The organism is Streptomyces sp. NPDC046122 (assembly GCF_056429965.1).
Map to the genome: position 1 here is coordinate 145,314 of NZ_JBWKLQ010000012.1, position 17,048 is coordinate 162,361.

Below are 17,048 nucleotides of genomic sequence, written 5' to 3' on the forward strand. Positions count from 1 at the left end.
CGCTCGCTCAGCACGTGTTCCCGGGATCGGCGAGGAGCGCTTCCAGGGACGTGTCGGCGTCCGGGTGCTCGCGCAGGGCCGCCAGTTCGCCGGGCCAGGGGTCGCGCCATCGCGCCGCACGCCCCGCGGCGCACACCAGGGCGAGAGCGAGCCGTCCGGCGGCTCCGGAGCCGTGTCCGCGCAGCAGGCGTGACGCGTCGAGGGCCGCGGCCATCACGCCGTCGCCCGGTTCGAGGTGGAACGAGCCGCTCAGCGAGAGCCGCTCGGGCCGTTCACCGATCAGTTCCAGCAGCCGCTCCCAGCGTGCGGGCTCCGTCTCTCCCCGGCGTACCGCTCCCAGAGCCGCTTCGAGGGCGAGCGCGACCGCCCGGCGGAGCAGTCCCGCCTCTTCGAGGGTGTCGATCGCCGCGTCGGTGACGGCCCGGCGGCCCGCGTGCCGCTGCTGCCCGCCGAGTTCCTCGGCGCAGGCGTCCATGCGGCGCAGCGCGCCGGCCCGGGTGCCCGTGTCGTCCGAGCGCGCCGCGAGCAGGAGCGTGCGGAACACGCTCGCGACGACGGTCCGCGTGTGCGCGGTGGGAGGCATGGACACGAGCTGCCGTACCGCCTCGTGCCACACCTCCCCCGTCCGGGACGGGTCCACGAAGAGCTCCGCGAGAAGGCGGACGGCGTCCGTGGGCCCCTCGGTCCCCTCCGGGCCGAGACGGGTGGTCAGGGCGCGGCAGACGGCCACCAGCGTGTCGTCGTCGCCGTCCTCGAGGAGGCCGGCGAGGAAAGCGGCGTAGGCGGCGCGCTCCCCCCGTGGCGCGCCGGGGGCCCGCGACCCGAGGACCGCTTCTCTGACCGCCGGGGTGCGCAGGTGCGACGACAGCCGCTCGGCGATGCCGGCCCGGCCGACGGCGCGCAGCAGGAAGGGGGCGACGGCGACCCGTACGTCCCGGTGCTGGGCCGGTTCGTCCCAGGCCGCGACGAGCGCTTCCAGAGGGGCTGTGCCGGTGAACGATCCAAGCGCCCTGGCCGCCTCCTTCCGGGTGCCGACCGAGTGGGCCGGGTTGCGCAGGAGGGCCGCCAGCAGCGCGACGGCCTCGCCGTCCGGTACGGCGTCGAGGAGGCGGCGTACCGCGGCCATGGCGGCGCGTCCCCGGACGCCGCCCGTGCCCGCGTGCCGGAGCGCTGTGCCCAGCAGTCCGGCCGTGACGGGTCCGGTCGTACCGTGCGTGCCGAGACGGCCGAGCGCGCCGAGCGCGGCCGCCGCGACGGGCTGGGGCGCGCTCTCGGCCAGGGCGGTGAGTTCGTCCGGGGTTGTCACGAGCGCCGCCGCGTCGGCCCGCTCCCGCAGCGGGGCCCGTTCGTCGGCGGCGACCGCCGCGAGGTGCGCCGACCACTGACGGCGTTGACGCGGCAGCCAGCGGCCGGTGTCACCGGGCCGCAGCCGGGGCGCCCAGGGGGTGGCCCGCGGCCTCAGACGCCCGCGCAGACCGTCGCGCGCGGCGGCTGTCAGGACGTCGTCGAGCAGATCGGTGCGGCGGGTGGCGAGCGTACGCAGTACGGGTGGGACCGCCGCGAAGGACGGGTCGAGGCGTACGAGTTCCGCGCAGCGGCGTTCCCGGGTCGCCGGGGGCCCGATCCACACCGCCGCCGCGCGGGAGGCGACGTCCGGGTCGTCGTGCTGTTCCGCGGTACGACGCATCAGCGCTTCCAGGGCGGGGAGTTCCGCCAGGTGCGGGGCGAGCAGTTCCGCGAGGGCGGTGAGCGTTGCCGGACGCGGCTGTTCCCCGGTGGCCACCGAGGACCAGACGGAGCGCGCCGTACGGGCGTCGACGCGCAGCGGTTCGCGCGGTCCCTTCCGTCGCGGGTCGGCGATCACCTCGCACAGCAGCCGGGCGGTGAAGGCCGCCCTCGGGCCGTCGCCGCGCGCCCCGGCGCTCCGAGCGGTGCGGCGCAGCCACCTCTCGGCGGCGGCGAGGGTGGGAGCGGTGGAGTCGCGCGACTGGACGGCGGTCATGACCCCGTCGCGCAGCACGCGTTCCCCGACGGCCGCGAGCAGGTGCGGCGGCGCATCGGCCAGCCGGGCGAGAACGCACTGGCGTACTTCGTTCTGGTCGTGCCACGCGCGTTCGCAGGACGCCGCGATCCGGGCGTACTCCCGGGGGTCGCCGTCGAGTTCGGCGGCGGCGAGCAGAGCGGGCCAGGCCGGCAACCGCACGTGCAGCCGGTGGTCCTCCGCCTGTTCGCGCAGGAGCGGCTCGGCGAAGGCGAGCGGCAGACCGGCGGCCGCCCGGCGGAAGGACCTGTCGCTGTGCCGCAACTCCTCGACCCAGGGGGCGAGGGCGGCGGCTCGGTCGTCGGGCCGCAGAGCGGCGACGGCGGCCAGGTGGGACAGCGTCGTGCGGCGCCCGAGGTCGCCCCGTGTGCGCTCCTCGACGGCCCGGCGCCGCGCGTCGTCCGGCAGCAGCTGGAGCAGCGCGTCGGGCGCCACCGCACCCGGGCCCCACCCGCGGCGCCTGAGCGGTGCGGCCCGGCACAGACGCACGAGTTCCGCCAGTTCCCCGGGCGGCAGCGCCCGTACGGCGCGCCTGACCGAAGGAGGGAGCGGCCCGGGCGTGAACTGCAGTACGTACGGTTCGCCGCCGGGTGCGGGGGGTGCGGCCCGCAGGATGCGGAGCACGTGGGAAGGGTGGCGCAGGAGGGCCACCGCCGCCCGTTCCGTGAGCAGGCCGGGGGCCCTGCGGAGCAGCAGCAGCCCGGCCCGCGCGTCGCGTTCGGCGGCCGCGGTGGCGATGGTCCTGTGGGTTGCCGTGTTGCGCCGGCGTTCCTGGTCGCTGTGGGATTCGTGCGCGGCGGCGAGCCAGGCGGCGACGGCTCGGGGAGCCGTGCGGGTCAGGGATGCGAGCACTCCGGCCGGCGGTTCCAGGCGTCGGAGCCAGAGAGCCGCGATCCGGGCCGAGCAGGCGGTCAGCAGCAGCGCCGCGTCCCGGGGGCCGTGGCGCTCGTGGACACGCCGCACCAGGGTGTCGGCGAGTGCGGTGCGGCGTCCGGCCCGCAGGACGCGGAACGTGTCGTGGCGTACGGCGCCGGTGTCGTGCAGGGCGAGTGCGGTGAGCGCCTGTTCATGGAGCGGCAGGCGGATGGCGGCGGCGAGCGCGCGCCGGCGCAGGAGCGGATCCGCGAGGGCCGCGGAGACCGTGCCGATGTCCCGGCGTACGACGGCGAGGAAGAGCGCCGTATGACGTTGCCCGGGGTCGCCGGCGTCGAGGGCGGCGTGCAGCGCGGCGTAGGCGTCCGGGGCGAGTGCTCTGCCGTACCGGGCGAGTGCGGCCCTTCGCGCGGGGAAGGGCAGGGGGTCGAAGTGGGCCGTCAGCCATTCGGGTGTCAGGGGCTGGGGCCGGGCGTGCGGGGCGTCGTACGGGGCCATCAGCGATCACCGGAGGATCGCGTGGCCTCCCTTCCGTTCTTCATGCGGTCATCGTCACAGAGAGTCGATCAGCGGGCAAGGGGTTTTCGGGTCCGGCACCCATGCCAGCGCGCCCGGGCGTGTGGGCCGCGCCCATGGCCTCGACGGTCCGTCCGACAGCACGATGTGGCGCCGCACCCCCTTCTTCCCCCTTTTTCGAACCGTCCAGAAGTGTCTCGAAGCGAACCCGGAGGCTTCCATGCGCCCGTCCAGAGGCGTCCCGCTCGTCGCCGCGCTGCTCATGGTTCTGACCGCCGCCGGCCCCGTCGGCGCCGCGGCCCGTGCCCCCGACGCCACGTTCTGCGCTCGGGGGGACCGTCCGGCCGTTCCGGGGGCGGAACACCAACGCGTGGCCTGTCTGCCGGACCTGACGACGGCGGGGCTGGCCGGCACGGCGTACACCGACATGGCCGACCAGGCGGGGCTGTCCGCGAAGGGCACGAAGAACCCCTCCGGGGTGCCGGGCGCGCAGATCGACGGTTACTTCCGCGACGACTCGCGCTTCAACATCACGCACGGGTGGCGGCACGACGCGCAGTTCGTCATCCGCATGCCCGATCACTGGAACGGCGGGCTCGTCGTCACGGGCGCGCCCGGGACGCGCAAGCAGTACGCGACCGACACCCTCATCTCCGACCAGGTGCTGGCTCAGGGATTCGCGTACGCGGCGACCGACAAGGGGAACAGCGGCCCCGACTTCTTCACGGACGGCAGGCGGCCCGGGGACGCCGTGGCGGAGTGGAACCGGCGCACCACGGAACTGACGCGTGCGGCCCGCACCACGCTCAAGCGGTGGTACGGGCACGCTCCCCGGCGCACGTACATGACGGGCATCTCCAACGGCGGCTACCTGACCCGCTGGCAGCTGGAGAACCACCCGGAGCTGTACGACGGCGGGGTGGACTGGGAGGGCGCGCTGTGGACGGCCGACGGCGGCGGTCTCCTCGGCTCCCTGCCCGTCACCGTGGCCCGGAGTCTCGGCCGGGCGGACGACGAGGACATGCTGCGGGCCGGGTTCGCACCGGGTTCGCGGTTCCTGTGGCCGTACCACGAGAAGGCGTACTGGGGCCTGACGCAGAAGATCTACCGCGCCGAGTTCGATCCGTCGTACGACCGGGCCTGCCCCGGCTCCACGGCCGGTGCGACGCTGCCGGAGATCCTCGCGCCGTGTGCGTCGGACGCGGAGTACGACTACGCCGCGCGCCCCGAGTCGGTGCGTCGCGCGGTGGGACGGGTCGCGCTGACGGGACGGATCGGCAGGCCCCTGATCACCCTGCACGGCGACCTCGACACGCTGCTGCCGATCGCCACCGACTCGGACGTGTACGAGCGGATGGTGACCCGGCGGGGCCGCTCCGGGCTGCACCGCTACTACACCGTCGAGGGCGGCACCCACGTGGACTCGCTCCACGACGCGTATCCCGACCGGCTGCGGCCCATCCTGCCCTGCTACCGCTCGGCGTTCACCACGCTCGTCGCGTGGGTCGAGGAGGGCAGCGCTCCGCCCGCGGACCGGACGATAGCCAGGCCGGCGGGCGGTGACGTGGTCAACTCCTGCGCGCTGGGCTGAGCCGGGGCTCAGACGCGCTCCAGGGGGCGGTGCGGCTCCGCGGGCAGGACGGCCTCGATCCGGTCGCCGGGCCGCACCGCGCCGCCCACCTTGACGACGCTCATGATCCCGGCCTTGCGGACGACGTTGCCCTGTGCGTCCCGGCCGACGACCTCCTTCAGGAGGCCCTCCCGGAAGGCCTCGATCTGGATGCACGGGTTGCGCAGGCCGGTGACCTCGACGACGGCTTCGGCGCCGAGGTGCAGCAGGGTGCCCTCGGGCAGTCCGAGGAGGTCGATGCCGCTGGTGGTGATGTTCTCGCCGAGCTCGCCCGGCCGGACCGTGAAACCCTCGCGGCTCAGCTCGCCGAACAGTTCCTCGTGGATGAGGTGCACCTGGCGCAGGTTCGGCTGCGTGGGGTCCTGCGCGACGCGGGAACGGTGCTTGACGGTCGTCCCCGCGTGCACGTCGCCCTCCACACCGAGACCGGCCACCAGCGTGATGCTGTCGCGGTTCGGCTTGGTGAACGCGTACTCCCCGTTGCTGCTGACCGCCGTCACTGCGCCGCTCATGGTGTCGAAGCCCCCTCGTCCGTGCCGGTACTCGATCTCTTTCCGACCTTATCCCGGCACGGTCGGGGCGGGCTCAGCGGCCGATCTGCTTGCGGGAGATCCCGCGCAGCCTGCGGCGCTGCGAGTTGTCCAGCAGCAGGTAGGCCGCGACGGGCACACCGATCATGACGAGCAGGGCGGGCCAGAATCCGACCAGCCAGATCAGGGCGACTCCGACCACGACGCCACCGGTGGCGACCTTCGCGCTCTTCGACATCTTCGACGCCTCCTTCGCGGCTGCTGCCGCCTCATGCTCCACCAACGTGCGCGACCGCGCCACAGTTCCGCCGACCGGGCCGCTACCCTGCCCTGTTCTTTCCGGTACCACCGTTTCTGAGCGGCGCTCCGACGTCGTGCATGTGCCGCAGGGCCTGCCGGTACGAGTCGATCAGCCCGGTCTCCGCGTACGGCACCCCCAGGGCCGCGCAGTGGGCGCGCACCAGCGGCTGGGCGCGCCGGAGGTTCGGGCGCGCCATGCTCGGGAAGAGGTGGTGCTCGATCTGGTAGTTGAGGCCGCCGAGGAACCAGTCGGTGAGCGCCCCGCCGCGTACGTTGCGTGAGGTCACGACCTGCCGGCGCAGATGTCCCCAGCGCTCGCCGTCGGGGTCGGGCATCTCCATCCCCTTGTGGTTGGGGGCGAACGCCATGCCGAGGTGGAGGCCGAACAGCGCGTGGTGCACGAGCGCGAACACGACGGCCCTGCCCGGCGACAGAACGGCGAACAGGAAGCCGAAGTACCCGACGAGGTGCGCCACGAGCAGGGAGCCTTCCCGTACGCGTTCACGCACCGGCAGGCGGCGCAGGTACTGGAAGCCGTAGATCTTCAGGGCGATGCCTTCGAGCAGCAGCATCGGGAAGAACAGGCGTGCCTGGTGGCGGGTGAGCCAACGGGCGAAGCCCGCCCGCTGTGCGGCCTGTTCTTCGGTCCACACCAGTGCCCCCACACCGACGTCCGGGTCCTTGTCGATGTGATTGGGGTTCGCGTGGTGGCGTACGTGCTTGTCGTTCCACCACGCCTGGTTCATGCCGAGGAGCAGATTGCTGTGGACGAGGCTGATCGCCAGACTCACCCGGCGGTCGCCGGTTATCTGCGCGTGTCCCGCGTCGTGGCCGACGAAGGCGGTACGGGCCCACAGCACGGTCAGCGGCGGGGCGAGCGCGAGCGCCCACCAGGAGTCGCCGGCGAACACCACGGCGGTGAGGACGGCGGCCATGGCGAGCAGATTGGCGGCGATGCCCAGCGCGTACCAGCCGGTGCGTCGCTTCAGGAGGCCCTGATCCCGAACGCTGCGCAGGAGCGGGGCGAAATCGCTCCCCGCGGAGCCTGTCGTGGGTTCCGCGACGGCGGCGGCCTGGGGCATGGGGTCTCCGGTTCTCAGGTGGCTCCGAGCAGTGCTCCGAGCTCCCGAAACTACGGACGGGTACCCCTGGACGACCATGGTGGCAGCCCCCGGGTTCCGGGGGTGCCCGCCCCAGGGGTGCGGGGGGGCGGGTACACCCCGGCACGGGATGCGCGCGCCGGTGCGCGCCCCGGTCGAGCCCGGTCCCGGAGCGTGCGCGGCGCCGCGGTCGTCCGGGAGGACGGCGTGGTTGCCGGGGCGCTCGGGCTCCGTCACGATGGCCCGGGAGGCCGGAGTGAGCGATGCATGGGTGGCTCTGGAAGCGGGCGCCGACCCCGGGGCGCGGATCAGTGAACTGCGCCGGGCCCACGAGGCGTTCACCATGGCGGGGCGACTGGAGCGGCGGGTGCGTACCGTCGTCGGCGAGTCCTGGCGGCGTTCCGCGCGGGCCCGCGTCAGCCCCGACACGACGGCATGTGTGGAGCTCGCCGACGGCGACCTCGGGACGTACCGGGACGAGCATCCGCTGGCGCCGGTGATGCCCCTGTTCCGCGAGCTGATGGGCGCCTTCGCGCACGACGGGGAGCATCTGCTCGCGGTGTGCGACACGCGGGGCCGGCTGCTGTGGGTCGAGGGGCACCCCAGGACCGAGCGGCGCGCTGCGCGGCTGAACTTCGTGCCGGGCGCCCGCTGGGCCGAGTCCGCCGTGGGCACGAACGCGCCGGGCACCGCCGTCGCCCTCGACCGGCCCGTGCAGGTGTTCGCGGCCGAGCACTTCAGCAGACCCGTACAGCCCTGGACGTGTGCGGCGGCTCCCGTGCACGACCCGCACACCGGGCGGCTCCTGGGGGCCGTCGACATCACCGGCGGGAACGGGCTCGCGCACCCGCACAGCCTGGCGTTCGTCCAGGCGGTCGCGTGCGCGGCCGAGTCACGGCTCGCGCTCCTCGCACCCCCTGTGCGCGAGCGGCCCCGGCTGGTGGCCCTGGGCAGGGACGAGGCGCTGCTCGCGGTCGGGGGCCGCACGGTACGCCTCAGCCGGCGCCACAGCGAGATCCTGGTGCTGCTCTCCCGTCACCCCGAGGGCCTCACCGGCGAGGAGCTGGTCATCGCCCTGTACGAGGACGAGGCGGTCACCCCCGTCACCCTGCGCGCCGAGGTGGCCCGGCTCCGCCGCCTGGTGGGCCCGGCTCTGGTCCTGTCCCGGCCGTACCGGCTCGCCGTGCCCGTCGACACGGACTTCGCCGCCGTCGGGCGGCGCCTGGCGTCCGGCGGGACGACCGCCGCCATGAGCGGGTACGCCGGCCCGCTGCTGCCCGCCTCGCGGGCCCCGGAGGTGGTACGCGTGCGGGAGCGCCTGGCGGAGCAGTTGCGGCAGGCACTGCTCGCCCGCGCGGATCCCGGGCTGCTCGCGGACTGGGCGTACAGCCCGTGGGGCCAGGACGACCTTCCCGTCTGGGAGGCCCTCGCCTCGGCGCTGCCCGCACCGCAGCGCCCCGCCGCCCTGAGCCGCGTACGCGAGCTCCACGCCTGGCAGGGCGCCTGACGGGGCCGGGGAAGGGGCCGCGAGTGTGTGTCCGGTTCGCTCGCTTGCGCCGGATGACCGCTCCGTACTGCGAACCCCGCCCCGCCTCCTTAGTGTCGTTCCCGGAAGTGTCGTACAGGGAGCGCTGTCCGCCGGTGGCACACCGCGCTGCGTGACCCGACGGGGCGCCGCCCCGGCGTCCGACCGGCCGAACCCGGAGGAGCCCCCATGCCGGAGCTGTTCATCGGCGGCGCCTGGACCGCCGCCGCCGACGGAGGGGTGCGCGAGATCCGCTGCCCCGCCGACGGTTCCCTGGTGGCGACCGTCGACGAAGCGGGCCCCAAGGACGTCGCGGCGGCCGTCGTCGCGGCGCGGGACGCGTTCGACAGCGGCCCCTGGCCGACGACCCCTGCCGCCGAACGGGGGGCGCTGCTGCTGCGGGTCGCCGCACTGCTGGAGCGCGACAAGGACGCCTTCGCGCGAGCCGAGTCCCTGGACACCGGGAAGCGGCTCGTCGAGAGCGAGTACGACATGGACGACATCGCGAACTGCTTCCGCTATTTCGGCAACCTGACGGCCTCCGGCGGCTCCGACCGGATCGTCGACACGGGCAACAAGGGCGTGGACAGCAGAGTGGTGCACGAGCCGGTGGGCGTCTGCGCGCTGATCACTCCGTGGAACTACCCGCTCCTGCAGACCGCCTGGAAGGTCGCTCCGGCGCTCGGAGCGGGCAACACGTTCGTACTCAAACCCAGCGAGCTGACCCCGCACACCGCCGTCATGCTGATGAAGCTGCTCGCCGAGGCGGGGCTGCCCGACGGTGTCGCGAACCTCGTCCTCGGCGCCGGGCCGGCCGCGGGGGCCCCGCTGACCGAGGACCCCCGGGTCGACATGGTGTCGTTCACCGGCGGGCTCGCCACCGGGCGCCGCATCATGGCGGCCGCCGCCCCGACGGTCAAGAAGGTCGCCCTTGAGCTGGGCGGCAAGAACCCCAACATCGTCTTTGCCGACGCCGACTTCGAAGCGGCCGTCGACCATGCCCTGATGGCCGTCTTCCTGCACTCCGGTCAGGTGTGTTCGGCCGGCGCCCGGCTGCTGGTGCAGGACGAGCTACACGACGCGTTCGTCGGGGAACTGGTGCGGCGCGCGCGGGCGATCCCGATCGGCGGCCCCTTCGACGAGAACGCCCGTACCGGACCGCTGATCTCCGCCGCCCACCGCGACAAGGTCGAGGCGTACGTCGCGGCGGGGGTCGCGGAGGGCGCGGTACTGCGCTGCGGCGGGGCCCGGCCCGACGACCCGGCCCTCCGGGACGGCTACTACTACCTGCCGACCGTGCTGGACGACTGCACGCCCGGCATGTCCGTGGTGCAGGACGAGTCGTTCGGCCCGGTGCTCACCGTCGAGACGTTCCGGGACGAGGCCGAGGCCGTCGCACTCGCCAACGACACCGTCTACGGGCTGACCGGCGCGGTCTGGACCGAGGACGTGGCGCGGGGTCAGCGGGTGGCGTCCCGGGTGCGTGCCGGGACCCTGTGGATCAATGACTTCCACCCGTACGTGCCCCAGGCCGAATGGGGCGGAATGAAGCAGTCCGGCTTCGGCCGCGAACTGGGACCGGCCGGACTGGCGGAGTACCAGGAGGCCAAACACATCTGGCGCAACCTCGCCCCGGCTCCGCAGAGGTGGTTCGAATGAGTACGAACGCCGCCGGAGGGGCGCCGGAAGCCCCCGAGCCCCAGACCGCCGCGCGCACCCAGACCCAGCACGACGACGACGCCCTCGGGGAGCTGGGCTACCGCCCGGAACTCAAGCGCACCCTGGGCAACTTCCACACCTTCGCCGCCGGGGTCAGCTACATCTCGATCCTGACCGGCACCTTCCAGCTCTTCTACTTCGGCGTGTCCTTCGGCGGCCCCGCGTACTGGTGGTCGTGGCCGATGGTCTTCGCCGGCCAGCTCATGGTGGCGCTGTGCTTCTGCGAGCTGGCCGCCCGGTATCCCGTCGCGGGCTCGGTCTACAACTGGGCCAAGACCATGGGCGGCCCGCACATCGGCTGGCTGGGCGGCTGGATGATGATGACGGCCACCATGGTGACGCTGTCGGCCGTGGCCCTCGCGTACCAGATCACCCTGCCGCAGATCGACGACTGGTTCCAGTTCGTCGGCGACGGCAGCGGCAAGACCGACGCGGCGGCCAACGCGGTGCTCCTCGGCTCGGTCCTGGTGCTCTTCTCGACCGTCATCAACGCCTTCGGCGTCAAGCTCATGGCCCGGATCAACTCCGCGGGCGTGTTCATCGAGCTGATCGCCGCCGTCGCACTGATCGTCTTCCTGGCGGCGCACATCACCCGGGGCCCCAGCAGCGTCCTGACGGAGACGTACGGCCTCGGCAGCGGCCAGAGCCTCGGCTACTTCGGCGCGTTCCTGACCGCCTCGCTGGCCTCCGCGTACGTCATGTACGGCTTCGACACGGCGTCGTCGCTCGGCGAGGAGTCGCACAACCCCGGCAAGAACGCGCCCCACGCCATCCTGAGGGCGCTCGTCGCCTCCTTCCTCATCGGCGGGCTCATCCTGTTGTTCGCCCTGATGGCCGTGCCGGACCTGGCCGCGGAGGAGCTGTCCACGGGCGGTCTGCAGTACGTCGTGCTGGAAACGCTCGGCTCGACGATCGGCGAGATCTTCCTGTGGGCCGTGGTCGTCGCCATCACGGTCTGCGTGCTGGCCGTGCACGCCGCCGGCATCCGGCTGATGTTCGCCATGGCCCGGGACAACAACCTGCCGGCGGGCTCCCGGCTCGCCCGGGTCAGCCCCCGGTTCCAGACGCCCGTGGTGCCCGCCGTGCTGATCGGCGTGGTGGCCGTCGTCATCCTGGTGATCAACATCAACCAGCCGCAGATCTTCTCCGTGATCACGAGCATCGCGATCATCATGATCTACGTGGCCTACCTCATGGTCACCGCGCCCATGCTGCTCAAGCGGCTGCGCGGCCAGTGGCAGCCGGCGGAGGGCAACTTCTCGCTCGGCAGGTTCGGACTGCCGGTCAACATCGCCGCCGTCCTGTGGGGCTTGGCCATGGCGGTCAACCTCGCCTGGCCGCGCGCCGAGGTCTACAACGCCACCGGGCCGCAGCACTGGTACCTGCGGTGGGGCGCGTTCCTCTTCATCGGCATCGTCGCCCTCGGCGGCTTCGCCTACTACTGGTTCGTACAGCGGCACAAGACCGGCGTCCTGGACGAGCACCGCTTCGACGCCGGGGGCGCCCTTCCCCCGCCGTCGGCCGCCCCGTGACCCGCTGACTCTGGAGACGCGATGCCCGCAGTGAACCCGTCGGCCGTGTACGACTACGTCGTGGTCGGAGGCGGTACGGCCGGAGCCGTCGTCGCCGCACGGCTGACCGAGGACCCGGACGTCACCGTCTGCGTGGTGGAGGCCGGCCCCTCGGACGTGGGAGACGACAACATCCTGCGGCTGGACCGGTGGATGGCCCTGCTGGAGTCCGGTTACGACTGGGACTACCCGGTGGAGCCCCAGGAGAACGGCAACAGCTTCATGCGGCACGCCCGCGCGAAGGTGCTCGGCGGCTGCTCCTCGCACAACTCCTGCATCGCCTTCTGGGCGCCGGCCGAAGACCTCGACGAGTGGGGCGCGCTCGGCTGCACGGGCTGGAGCGCGGCGGACTGCTTCCCCCTCTACCAGCGGCTGGAGACCAACGACGCGCCCGGCGACCACCACGGCCGCTCGGGCCCGGTGACCATCCGTACCGTCCCGGCCAAGGACCCGTGCGGCGCGGCGCTGCTCGAAGCGTGTGTGGCCGCCGGCATTCCCACCACACCGTTCAACTCCGGGACGACGGTCGTGCGCGGCGCCCACTGGTTCCAGATCAACTCCCGCCCCGACGGCACCCGGTCGTCCGCCTCGGTCTCGTACCTCCACCCGGTGCTCGGCAAGCGGCCGAACCTGGAGGTGCGCACCGGGCTGCAGGCCAGACGGCTGCTGTTCGACGACGAGAACGGAAGCGGCGGCGCTCCCGCCGGCCGCCGCTGCACCGGTGTCGAGTACCTGGAACCCGACACCATCCACACCGGCGCGGTCACGGCCCGGCGTGAGGTGATCGTCGCCTGCGGCGCCATCGACTCGCCGAAGCTGCTCATGCTGTCGGGCATCGGACCGGCCGGGCACCTGCGCGACTGCGGCGTCGATGTACGGGTCGACTCCCCCGGCGTCGGATCGCATCTCCAGGACCACCCGGAGGGCGTGATCATGTGGGAGGCGAAGCAGCCCATGGTCACGTCGTCCACCCAGTGGTGGGAGATCGGCATCTTCGCCGACACTCAGCCCGGTCTGGACCGGCCGGACCTGATGTTCCACTACGGCTCCGTGCCCTTCGACCTGAACACCTACCGGCGCGGCTATCCGACCACGGACAACGCCTTCTGCCTCACGCCGAACGTCACCCGGGCGCGCTCCATGGGAACGGTACGGCTGCGCAGCCGCGACCACCGCGACAAACCGAAGGTCGACCCCCGGTACTTCACGCACGAGCACGACGTCCGGGTGATGACGTACGGGCTGCGGCTCGCACGCGAGATCGCCGCACAGGCGCCGATGGCCGAGTGGACGGGCGCCGAGCTCGCGCCCGGCCCGGGGGCCACGACCGACGAGGAGTTGTTCGCGTACATCCGCGAGACCCACAACACCGTCTACCACCCGGCCGGGACGGTGCGGATGGGTGCGGCGGACGACGCCCGCTCGCCGCTCGATCCGCAGCTGCGGGTCAAGGGCGTCGCGGGGCTTCGGGTGGCCGACGCCTCGGTGATGCCCTTCCTGCCGGCGGTCAACCCCTGCATCACCACGATGATGATCGGTGAGAAGTGCGCCGACATGATCAGGGCGAGGTGACCGAGCGGGCGGACCCGCGATCCGGCGGACGCGGCACGGCACGCGGGGTCACGGCCGGGCACGCCGGACCACTGCGGGCCGGCCACCGCCCGCGCCGGCCCGCCGCCGCAACCCGGTCGCAACGTACGGCCTCCTAGCCTCGCGCCGAGTGCCGCCCGACGGCGGGCGGCGCCGGAGGGAGGCCACCGCGATGACCCGTTACTCCGCGCCCGGCAGCGAGGGCGCGATCGTCTCGTACCAGCCCCGTTACGACAACTGGATCGGCGGCGCGTACGTCCCGCCGGTCCGCGGCCGGTATTTCGAGAACCCGAGCCCCGTGAACGGCCGCCCCTTCACGGAGGTCGCCCGCAGCTCCGCCGAGGACGTCGAACTCGCCCTCGACGCGGCGCACGCCGCCGCTCCCGGGTGGGGGCGTACGGCGGCGGGCGACCGCGCGAACGTCCTGCTGAGGATCGCCGACCGCATGGAGGCGCGCCTGGAGGAGCTGGCGGTCGCGGAGAGCTGGGAGAACGGGAAGCCGGTCAGGGAGACCCTGGCGGCCGACATCCCGCTCGCCATCGACCACTTCCGGTACTTCGCGGGCGTACTCAGGGCGCAGGAGGGTGCGCTCAGCGAGGTCGACGACGACACCGTCGCGTACCACTTCCACGAGCCGCTCGGTGTGGTCGCGCAGATCATTCCGTGGAACTTCCCCCTTCTGATGGCGACGTGGAAGCTGGCGCCGGCGCTGGCCGCCGGAAACGCGGTCGTGCTGAAACCGGCCGAGCAGACGCCCGCGTCCGTCCACTACTGGATGAGTCTGGTCGCCGACCTGCTGCCGCCGGGCGTGGTCAACATCGTGAACGGGTTCGGCGAGGAGGCCGGGAAACCGCTGGCGTCCAGCCCGCGCGTCGCGAAGATCGCCTTCACGGGCGAGACGGCGACGGGTCGGCTGATCATGGGGTACGCCGCCGAGAACCTCCGGCCGGTGACGCTGGAGCTGGGCGGCAAGAGTCCGAACATCTTCTTCGACGACGTCTGGAACGTCGACGACGACCTGCGCGACAAGGCGCTAGAAGGCTTCACGATGTTCGCGCTCAACCAGGGCGAGGTGTGCACCTGCCCGTCGCGCGCGCTGATCCAGGGCGGCCACTACAGCGACTTCCTGGAGGCGGCGGTCGCCCGTACGGAACAGATCACGCCGGGCCACCCGCTGGACACCGACACGATGATCGGCGCCCAGGCGTCCGGCGACCAGCTGCACAAGATCCTGTCGTACGTGGAGATCGGGCAGCAGGAGGGCGCCAAGGTCCTGACGGGAGGCCGGCGGCTGGAACCCGGCGGGGACATGGCCGGCGGCTACTACGTCCAGCCGACGATCTTCGAGGGCGACAACCGCATGCGCGTCTTCCAGGAGGAGATCTTCGGCCCCGTCGTCGCCGTGACGTCCTTCTCCGACTTCGAGGACGCGATGAGGACCGCAAACGACACGCTGTACGGCCTGGGGGCCGGCGTCTGGACGCGGGACATCAACACGGCGTACCGGGCGGGGCGCGCGATCCAGGCCGGACGCGTCTGGACGAACTGCTACCACGCGTACCCGGCGCACGCGGCCTTCGGCGGGTACAAGCAGTCGGGCATCGGCCGGGAGAACCACAAGATGATGCTGGAGCACTACCAGCAGACGAAGAACCTGCTGGTGTCGTACTCGCCGAAGAAGCTCGGGTTCTTCTAGGGGCACGTGTGCTTTCCGCCCTGCCGTTCGGGGAGCGTGGCGGCCCCTTCCAAGGCACACTGTGCAGCAAAGGGCATCGAGACGACGGGAGGCCGGATCGGTGAACGGCGGCGGCCGCAAACGGCGCCTGACCAGCCGGGCCTCGACAGGCGGCGGTGCGTCCGCGCACCGCTCCGGGAGCGCGGGCCCGCGCTTCCGCCGGGGCAGGGGCCTCGTGCCGCCGGACCAGTTCACCACGCGCAGTCGCCTCGCCTGGCTGAACTCCGCCACCTCCCGGATCGGCACCACCCTGGACCTGGAGCGCACCGCCAGGGAGCTTGCCGAGTTCACCGTGCCCCGGTTCGCCGACGGCGCGGCCGTCGACATCCTCGAGAGCGTACTGCGCGGCGACGAGGGCGCCCGGTGGACCGGGACGGGCATCCCCGCCATGCGGGCCACGGCACTGTGCGCCATCGAGGAGCTGTCCTCCCTGGAGCCGACGCCGGTGGGGGAAACCTTCGTCCGCGGCGACACGCAGCACGAGACTCTCCTCCACCGATACTGCCTGCGCCAGGGCAAGCCGGTCCTGCTCAGCCGGATGCGGGACGACGACTTCGTCCGCGTCGCGCCCTCCGCGAGCGCGGCCGTGAAGATGAGCGCCGCCGGGGTGCACAGTTACCTGGCCGTGCCCCTGATCGCCCGGGGGGTGCTGCTCGGCAGCGCCGACTTCGTCCGGGGCCCCGGCACGCCGCCGTTCTCCTCCACGGATCTGGCCCTGGCGGAACAGCTCGCCTCCAAGGCGGCCGTCTTCATCGACAACGCCCGCATGTACGGACGCGAGCGCGAGCACGTCGTCTCACTGCAGCGCAGTCTCCTGCCGCGCGGGACCCCGTCGACGCCGGGCCTGCGGGTGCACTCCGAGTACGCGCCGTCCACCGCCGGTCACGGCGTGGGGGGCGACTGGTACGACGCCGTGGCCCTGCCCGGCGGACGCACGGCCCTCGTGGTCGGTGACGTCATGGGGCACGGGCTGCCCGCCGCCGCCACCATGGGCCGGCTGCGGGCGGTCTCCCGCACCCTGATGACCCTGGACATGGCCCCGGAACGCATCCTGGCGCGACTCGACCTGGCCACCCGCGACCTGGAGGACGAACAGGTCGCGACGTGCCTGTGCGCGGTCTACGACCCGGCCGACTCCACCTACACCCTCGCCAGCGCCGGACACCTGCCGCCCCTGCTGGTCGACGGGCCGGGCTCCGCCTCCTTCGTGGAGGTGCCGACCGGGGCGCCGCTCGGGGCGGGTGTGATCCCGTACGACCCGTTGCGGCTGCGGGTTCCGGACGGCAGCCACCTTGTCATGTACACCGATGGACTCCTCAAGTCCCGGACCGAGGACCTGGACTCCCAGCTGGACCGCCTGCGCACAGCGGCGCTCGGCCTCGCCCCCGGGGCGCTCGCGGCGGGGCGTCTGCTGGACTGCGCACCCGCCGGCGCCGCGCGGTTCGACGAGGCCGTGCTCCTCATCGCGGCGGGCTCCTCCCTCCCGCCCGGCGATCTGCGCGTGTGGGATCTGCCGAAGGACGGCCCCGCGGCCTCCGCCGCCCGTGGCCTCGTCACCGGCCAGCTCGCCGAGTGGGGCCTCGGGGAGCTCGCCGACGTGTGCGAACTCGTCGTCTCCGAGCTCGTGGGCAACGCGCTGCGGTACGGGAACGGCCCCGGTCAGCTGCGGCTGATGCGCGGCGAACGCCTGGTCGTGGAGGTCTCCGACACGGGCCCCGACCTGCCCCAGATCCAGCACGCGGAGGTCAGCGACGAGGGCGGCCGGGGGCTTCAGCTCATCAACATGCTGTGCCGCAGGTGGGGTTCCTGCCGGACCGTCACCGGCAAGGTGGTCTGGGCGGAGCAGAACATGCCTTCCTAGCACCCCTCGGCCTCCTGAAACTCCTCGGCCTCCTCGGCCTCCTCGGCCTCCTCGACC

General features: G+C 72.9%; 11 protein-coding genes. 7 read left to right on the top strand and 4 right to left on the bottom strand.

The window, feature by feature from the left end; all coding sequences use genetic code 11:
* Positions 1-7 precede the first annotated feature (7 nt).
* The gene (locus AC07FK_RS26500; protein ID WP_479107447.1) at positions 8-3,412 is read right to left on the bottom strand and encodes a hypothetical protein; all 3,405 of its coding nucleotides are present in this window, start codon (positions 3,410-3,412) and stop codon (positions 8-10) included.
* 238 nt (positions 3,413-3,650) lie between these two features.
* On the opposite strand from AC07FK_RS26500, the gene AC07FK_RS26505 reads away from it, so the two are divergent.
* Entirely contained in the window at positions 3,651-5,021 is a 1,371-nt protein-coding gene (locus AC07FK_RS26505) for a tannase/feruloyl esterase family alpha/beta hydrolase (protein WP_479107448.1), read from the top strand.
* Positions 5,022-5,029: 8 nt separating this feature from the next.
* On the opposite strand, the gene AC07FK_RS26510 is transcribed toward AC07FK_RS26505, so the two are convergent.
* The 3 genes from AC07FK_RS26510 to AC07FK_RS26520 all read right to left on the bottom strand — a co-directional run bounded on the left by AC07FK_RS26510 (position 5,030) and on the right by AC07FK_RS26520 (position 6,972).
* Entirely contained in the window at positions 5,030-5,572 is a 543-nt protein-coding gene (locus tag AC07FK_RS26510; protein WP_479107449.1) for an MOSC domain-containing protein, read from the bottom strand.
* 73 nt (positions 5,573-5,645) lie between these two features.
* Positions 5,646-5,828 (bottom strand): hypothetical protein, encoded by a 183-nt coding sequence (locus AC07FK_RS26515; protein ID WP_453406082.1) that lies wholly within the window; start codon positions 5,826-5,828, stop codon positions 5,646-5,648.
* An 82-nt stretch (positions 5,829-5,910) separates the two neighbouring features.
* Positions 5,911-6,972: a fatty acid desaturase family protein gene (locus AC07FK_RS26520; protein ID WP_479107450.1), complete on the bottom strand. Its 1,062-nt coding sequence runs from the start codon at positions 6,970-6,972 to the stop codon at positions 5,911-5,913.
* Positions 6,973-7,246: 274 nt separating this feature from the next.
* Here AC07FK_RS26520 and AC07FK_RS26525 point away from each other — a divergent pair, with 274 nt between their 5' ends.
* The 6 genes from AC07FK_RS26525 (at position 7,247) to AC07FK_RS26550 (ending at position 16,991) form a co-directional block, all read left to right on the top strand.
* The gene (locus tag AC07FK_RS26525; protein WP_479107451.1) at positions 7,247-8,497 is read left to right on the top strand and encodes a GAF domain-containing protein; all 1,251 of its coding nucleotides are present in this window, start codon (positions 7,247-7,249) and stop codon (positions 8,495-8,497) included.
* Positions 8,498-8,704: 207 nt separating this feature from the next.
* The gene (locus tag AC07FK_RS26530) at positions 8,705-10,174 is read left to right on the top strand and encodes an aldehyde dehydrogenase family protein (RefSeq protein ID WP_479107452.1); all 1,470 of its coding nucleotides are present in this window, start codon (positions 8,705-8,707) and stop codon (positions 10,172-10,174) included.
* On the top strand, positions 10,171-11,766 hold the full coding sequence (locus AC07FK_RS26535) for an APC family permease (RefSeq protein WP_479107453.1): 1,596 nt from the start codon (positions 10,171-10,173) through the stop codon (positions 11,764-11,766). Before AC07FK_RS26530 ends, AC07FK_RS26535 begins: the two co-directional genes overlap by 4 nt.
* A 21-nt stretch (positions 11,767-11,787) precedes the next feature.
* Complete coding sequence (locus tag AC07FK_RS26540) at positions 11,788-13,377, top strand: GMC family oxidoreductase (RefSeq protein ID WP_479107454.1); 1,590 nt, start codon at positions 11,788-11,790, stop codon at positions 13,375-13,377.
* Between the two features lie 190 nt (positions 13,378-13,567).
* A complete protein-coding gene (exaC, locus tag AC07FK_RS26545) occupies positions 13,568-15,091 on the top strand; it encodes an acetaldehyde dehydrogenase ExaC (RefSeq protein WP_479107455.1) in 1,524 nt (507 codons plus the stop codon).
* A 100-nt stretch (positions 15,092-15,191) separates the two neighbouring features.
* Entirely contained in the window at positions 15,192-16,991 is a 1,800-nt protein-coding gene (locus tag AC07FK_RS26550) for an ATP-binding SpoIIE family protein phosphatase (RefSeq protein ID WP_479107456.1), read from the top strand.
* The last annotated feature ends 57 nt before the right edge of the window (positions 16,992-17,048 follow it).

What these genes read in the sequence shown, in the direction of transcription:
- AC07FK_RS26500 (WP_479107447.1), bottom strand. Translation starts at nt 3,412, where the DNA reads ATGGCCCCGTACGACGCCCCGCACGCCCGGCCCCAGCCCCTGACACCC.
- AC07FK_RS26505 (WP_479107448.1), top strand. Translation starts at nt 3,651, where the DNA reads ATGCGCCCGTCCAGAGGCGTCCCGCTCGTCGCCGCGCTGCTCATGGTT.
- AC07FK_RS26510 (WP_479107449.1), bottom strand. Translation starts at nt 5,572, where the DNA reads ATGAGCGGCGCAGTGACGGCGGTCAGCAGCAACGGGGAGTACGCGTTC.
- AC07FK_RS26515 (WP_453406082.1), bottom strand. Translation starts at nt 5,828, where the DNA reads ATGTCGAAGAGCGCGAAGGTCGCCACCGGTGGCGTCGTGGTCGGAGTC.
- AC07FK_RS26520 (WP_479107450.1), bottom strand. Translation starts at nt 6,972, where the DNA reads ATGCCCCAGGCCGCCGCCGTCGCGGAACCCACGACAGGCTCCGCGGGG.
- AC07FK_RS26530 (WP_479107452.1), top strand. Translation starts at nt 8,705, where the DNA reads ATGCCGGAGCTGTTCATCGGCGGCGCCTGGACCGCCGCCGCCGACGGA.
- AC07FK_RS26535 (WP_479107453.1), top strand. Translation starts at nt 10,171, where the DNA reads ATGAGTACGAACGCCGCCGGAGGGGCGCCGGAAGCCCCCGAGCCCCAG.
- AC07FK_RS26540 (WP_479107454.1), top strand. Translation starts at nt 11,788, where the DNA reads ATGCCCGCAGTGAACCCGTCGGCCGTGTACGACTACGTCGTGGTCGGA.
- exaC (WP_479107455.1), top strand. Translation starts at nt 13,568, where the DNA reads ATGACCCGTTACTCCGCGCCCGGCAGCGAGGGCGCGATCGTCTCGTAC.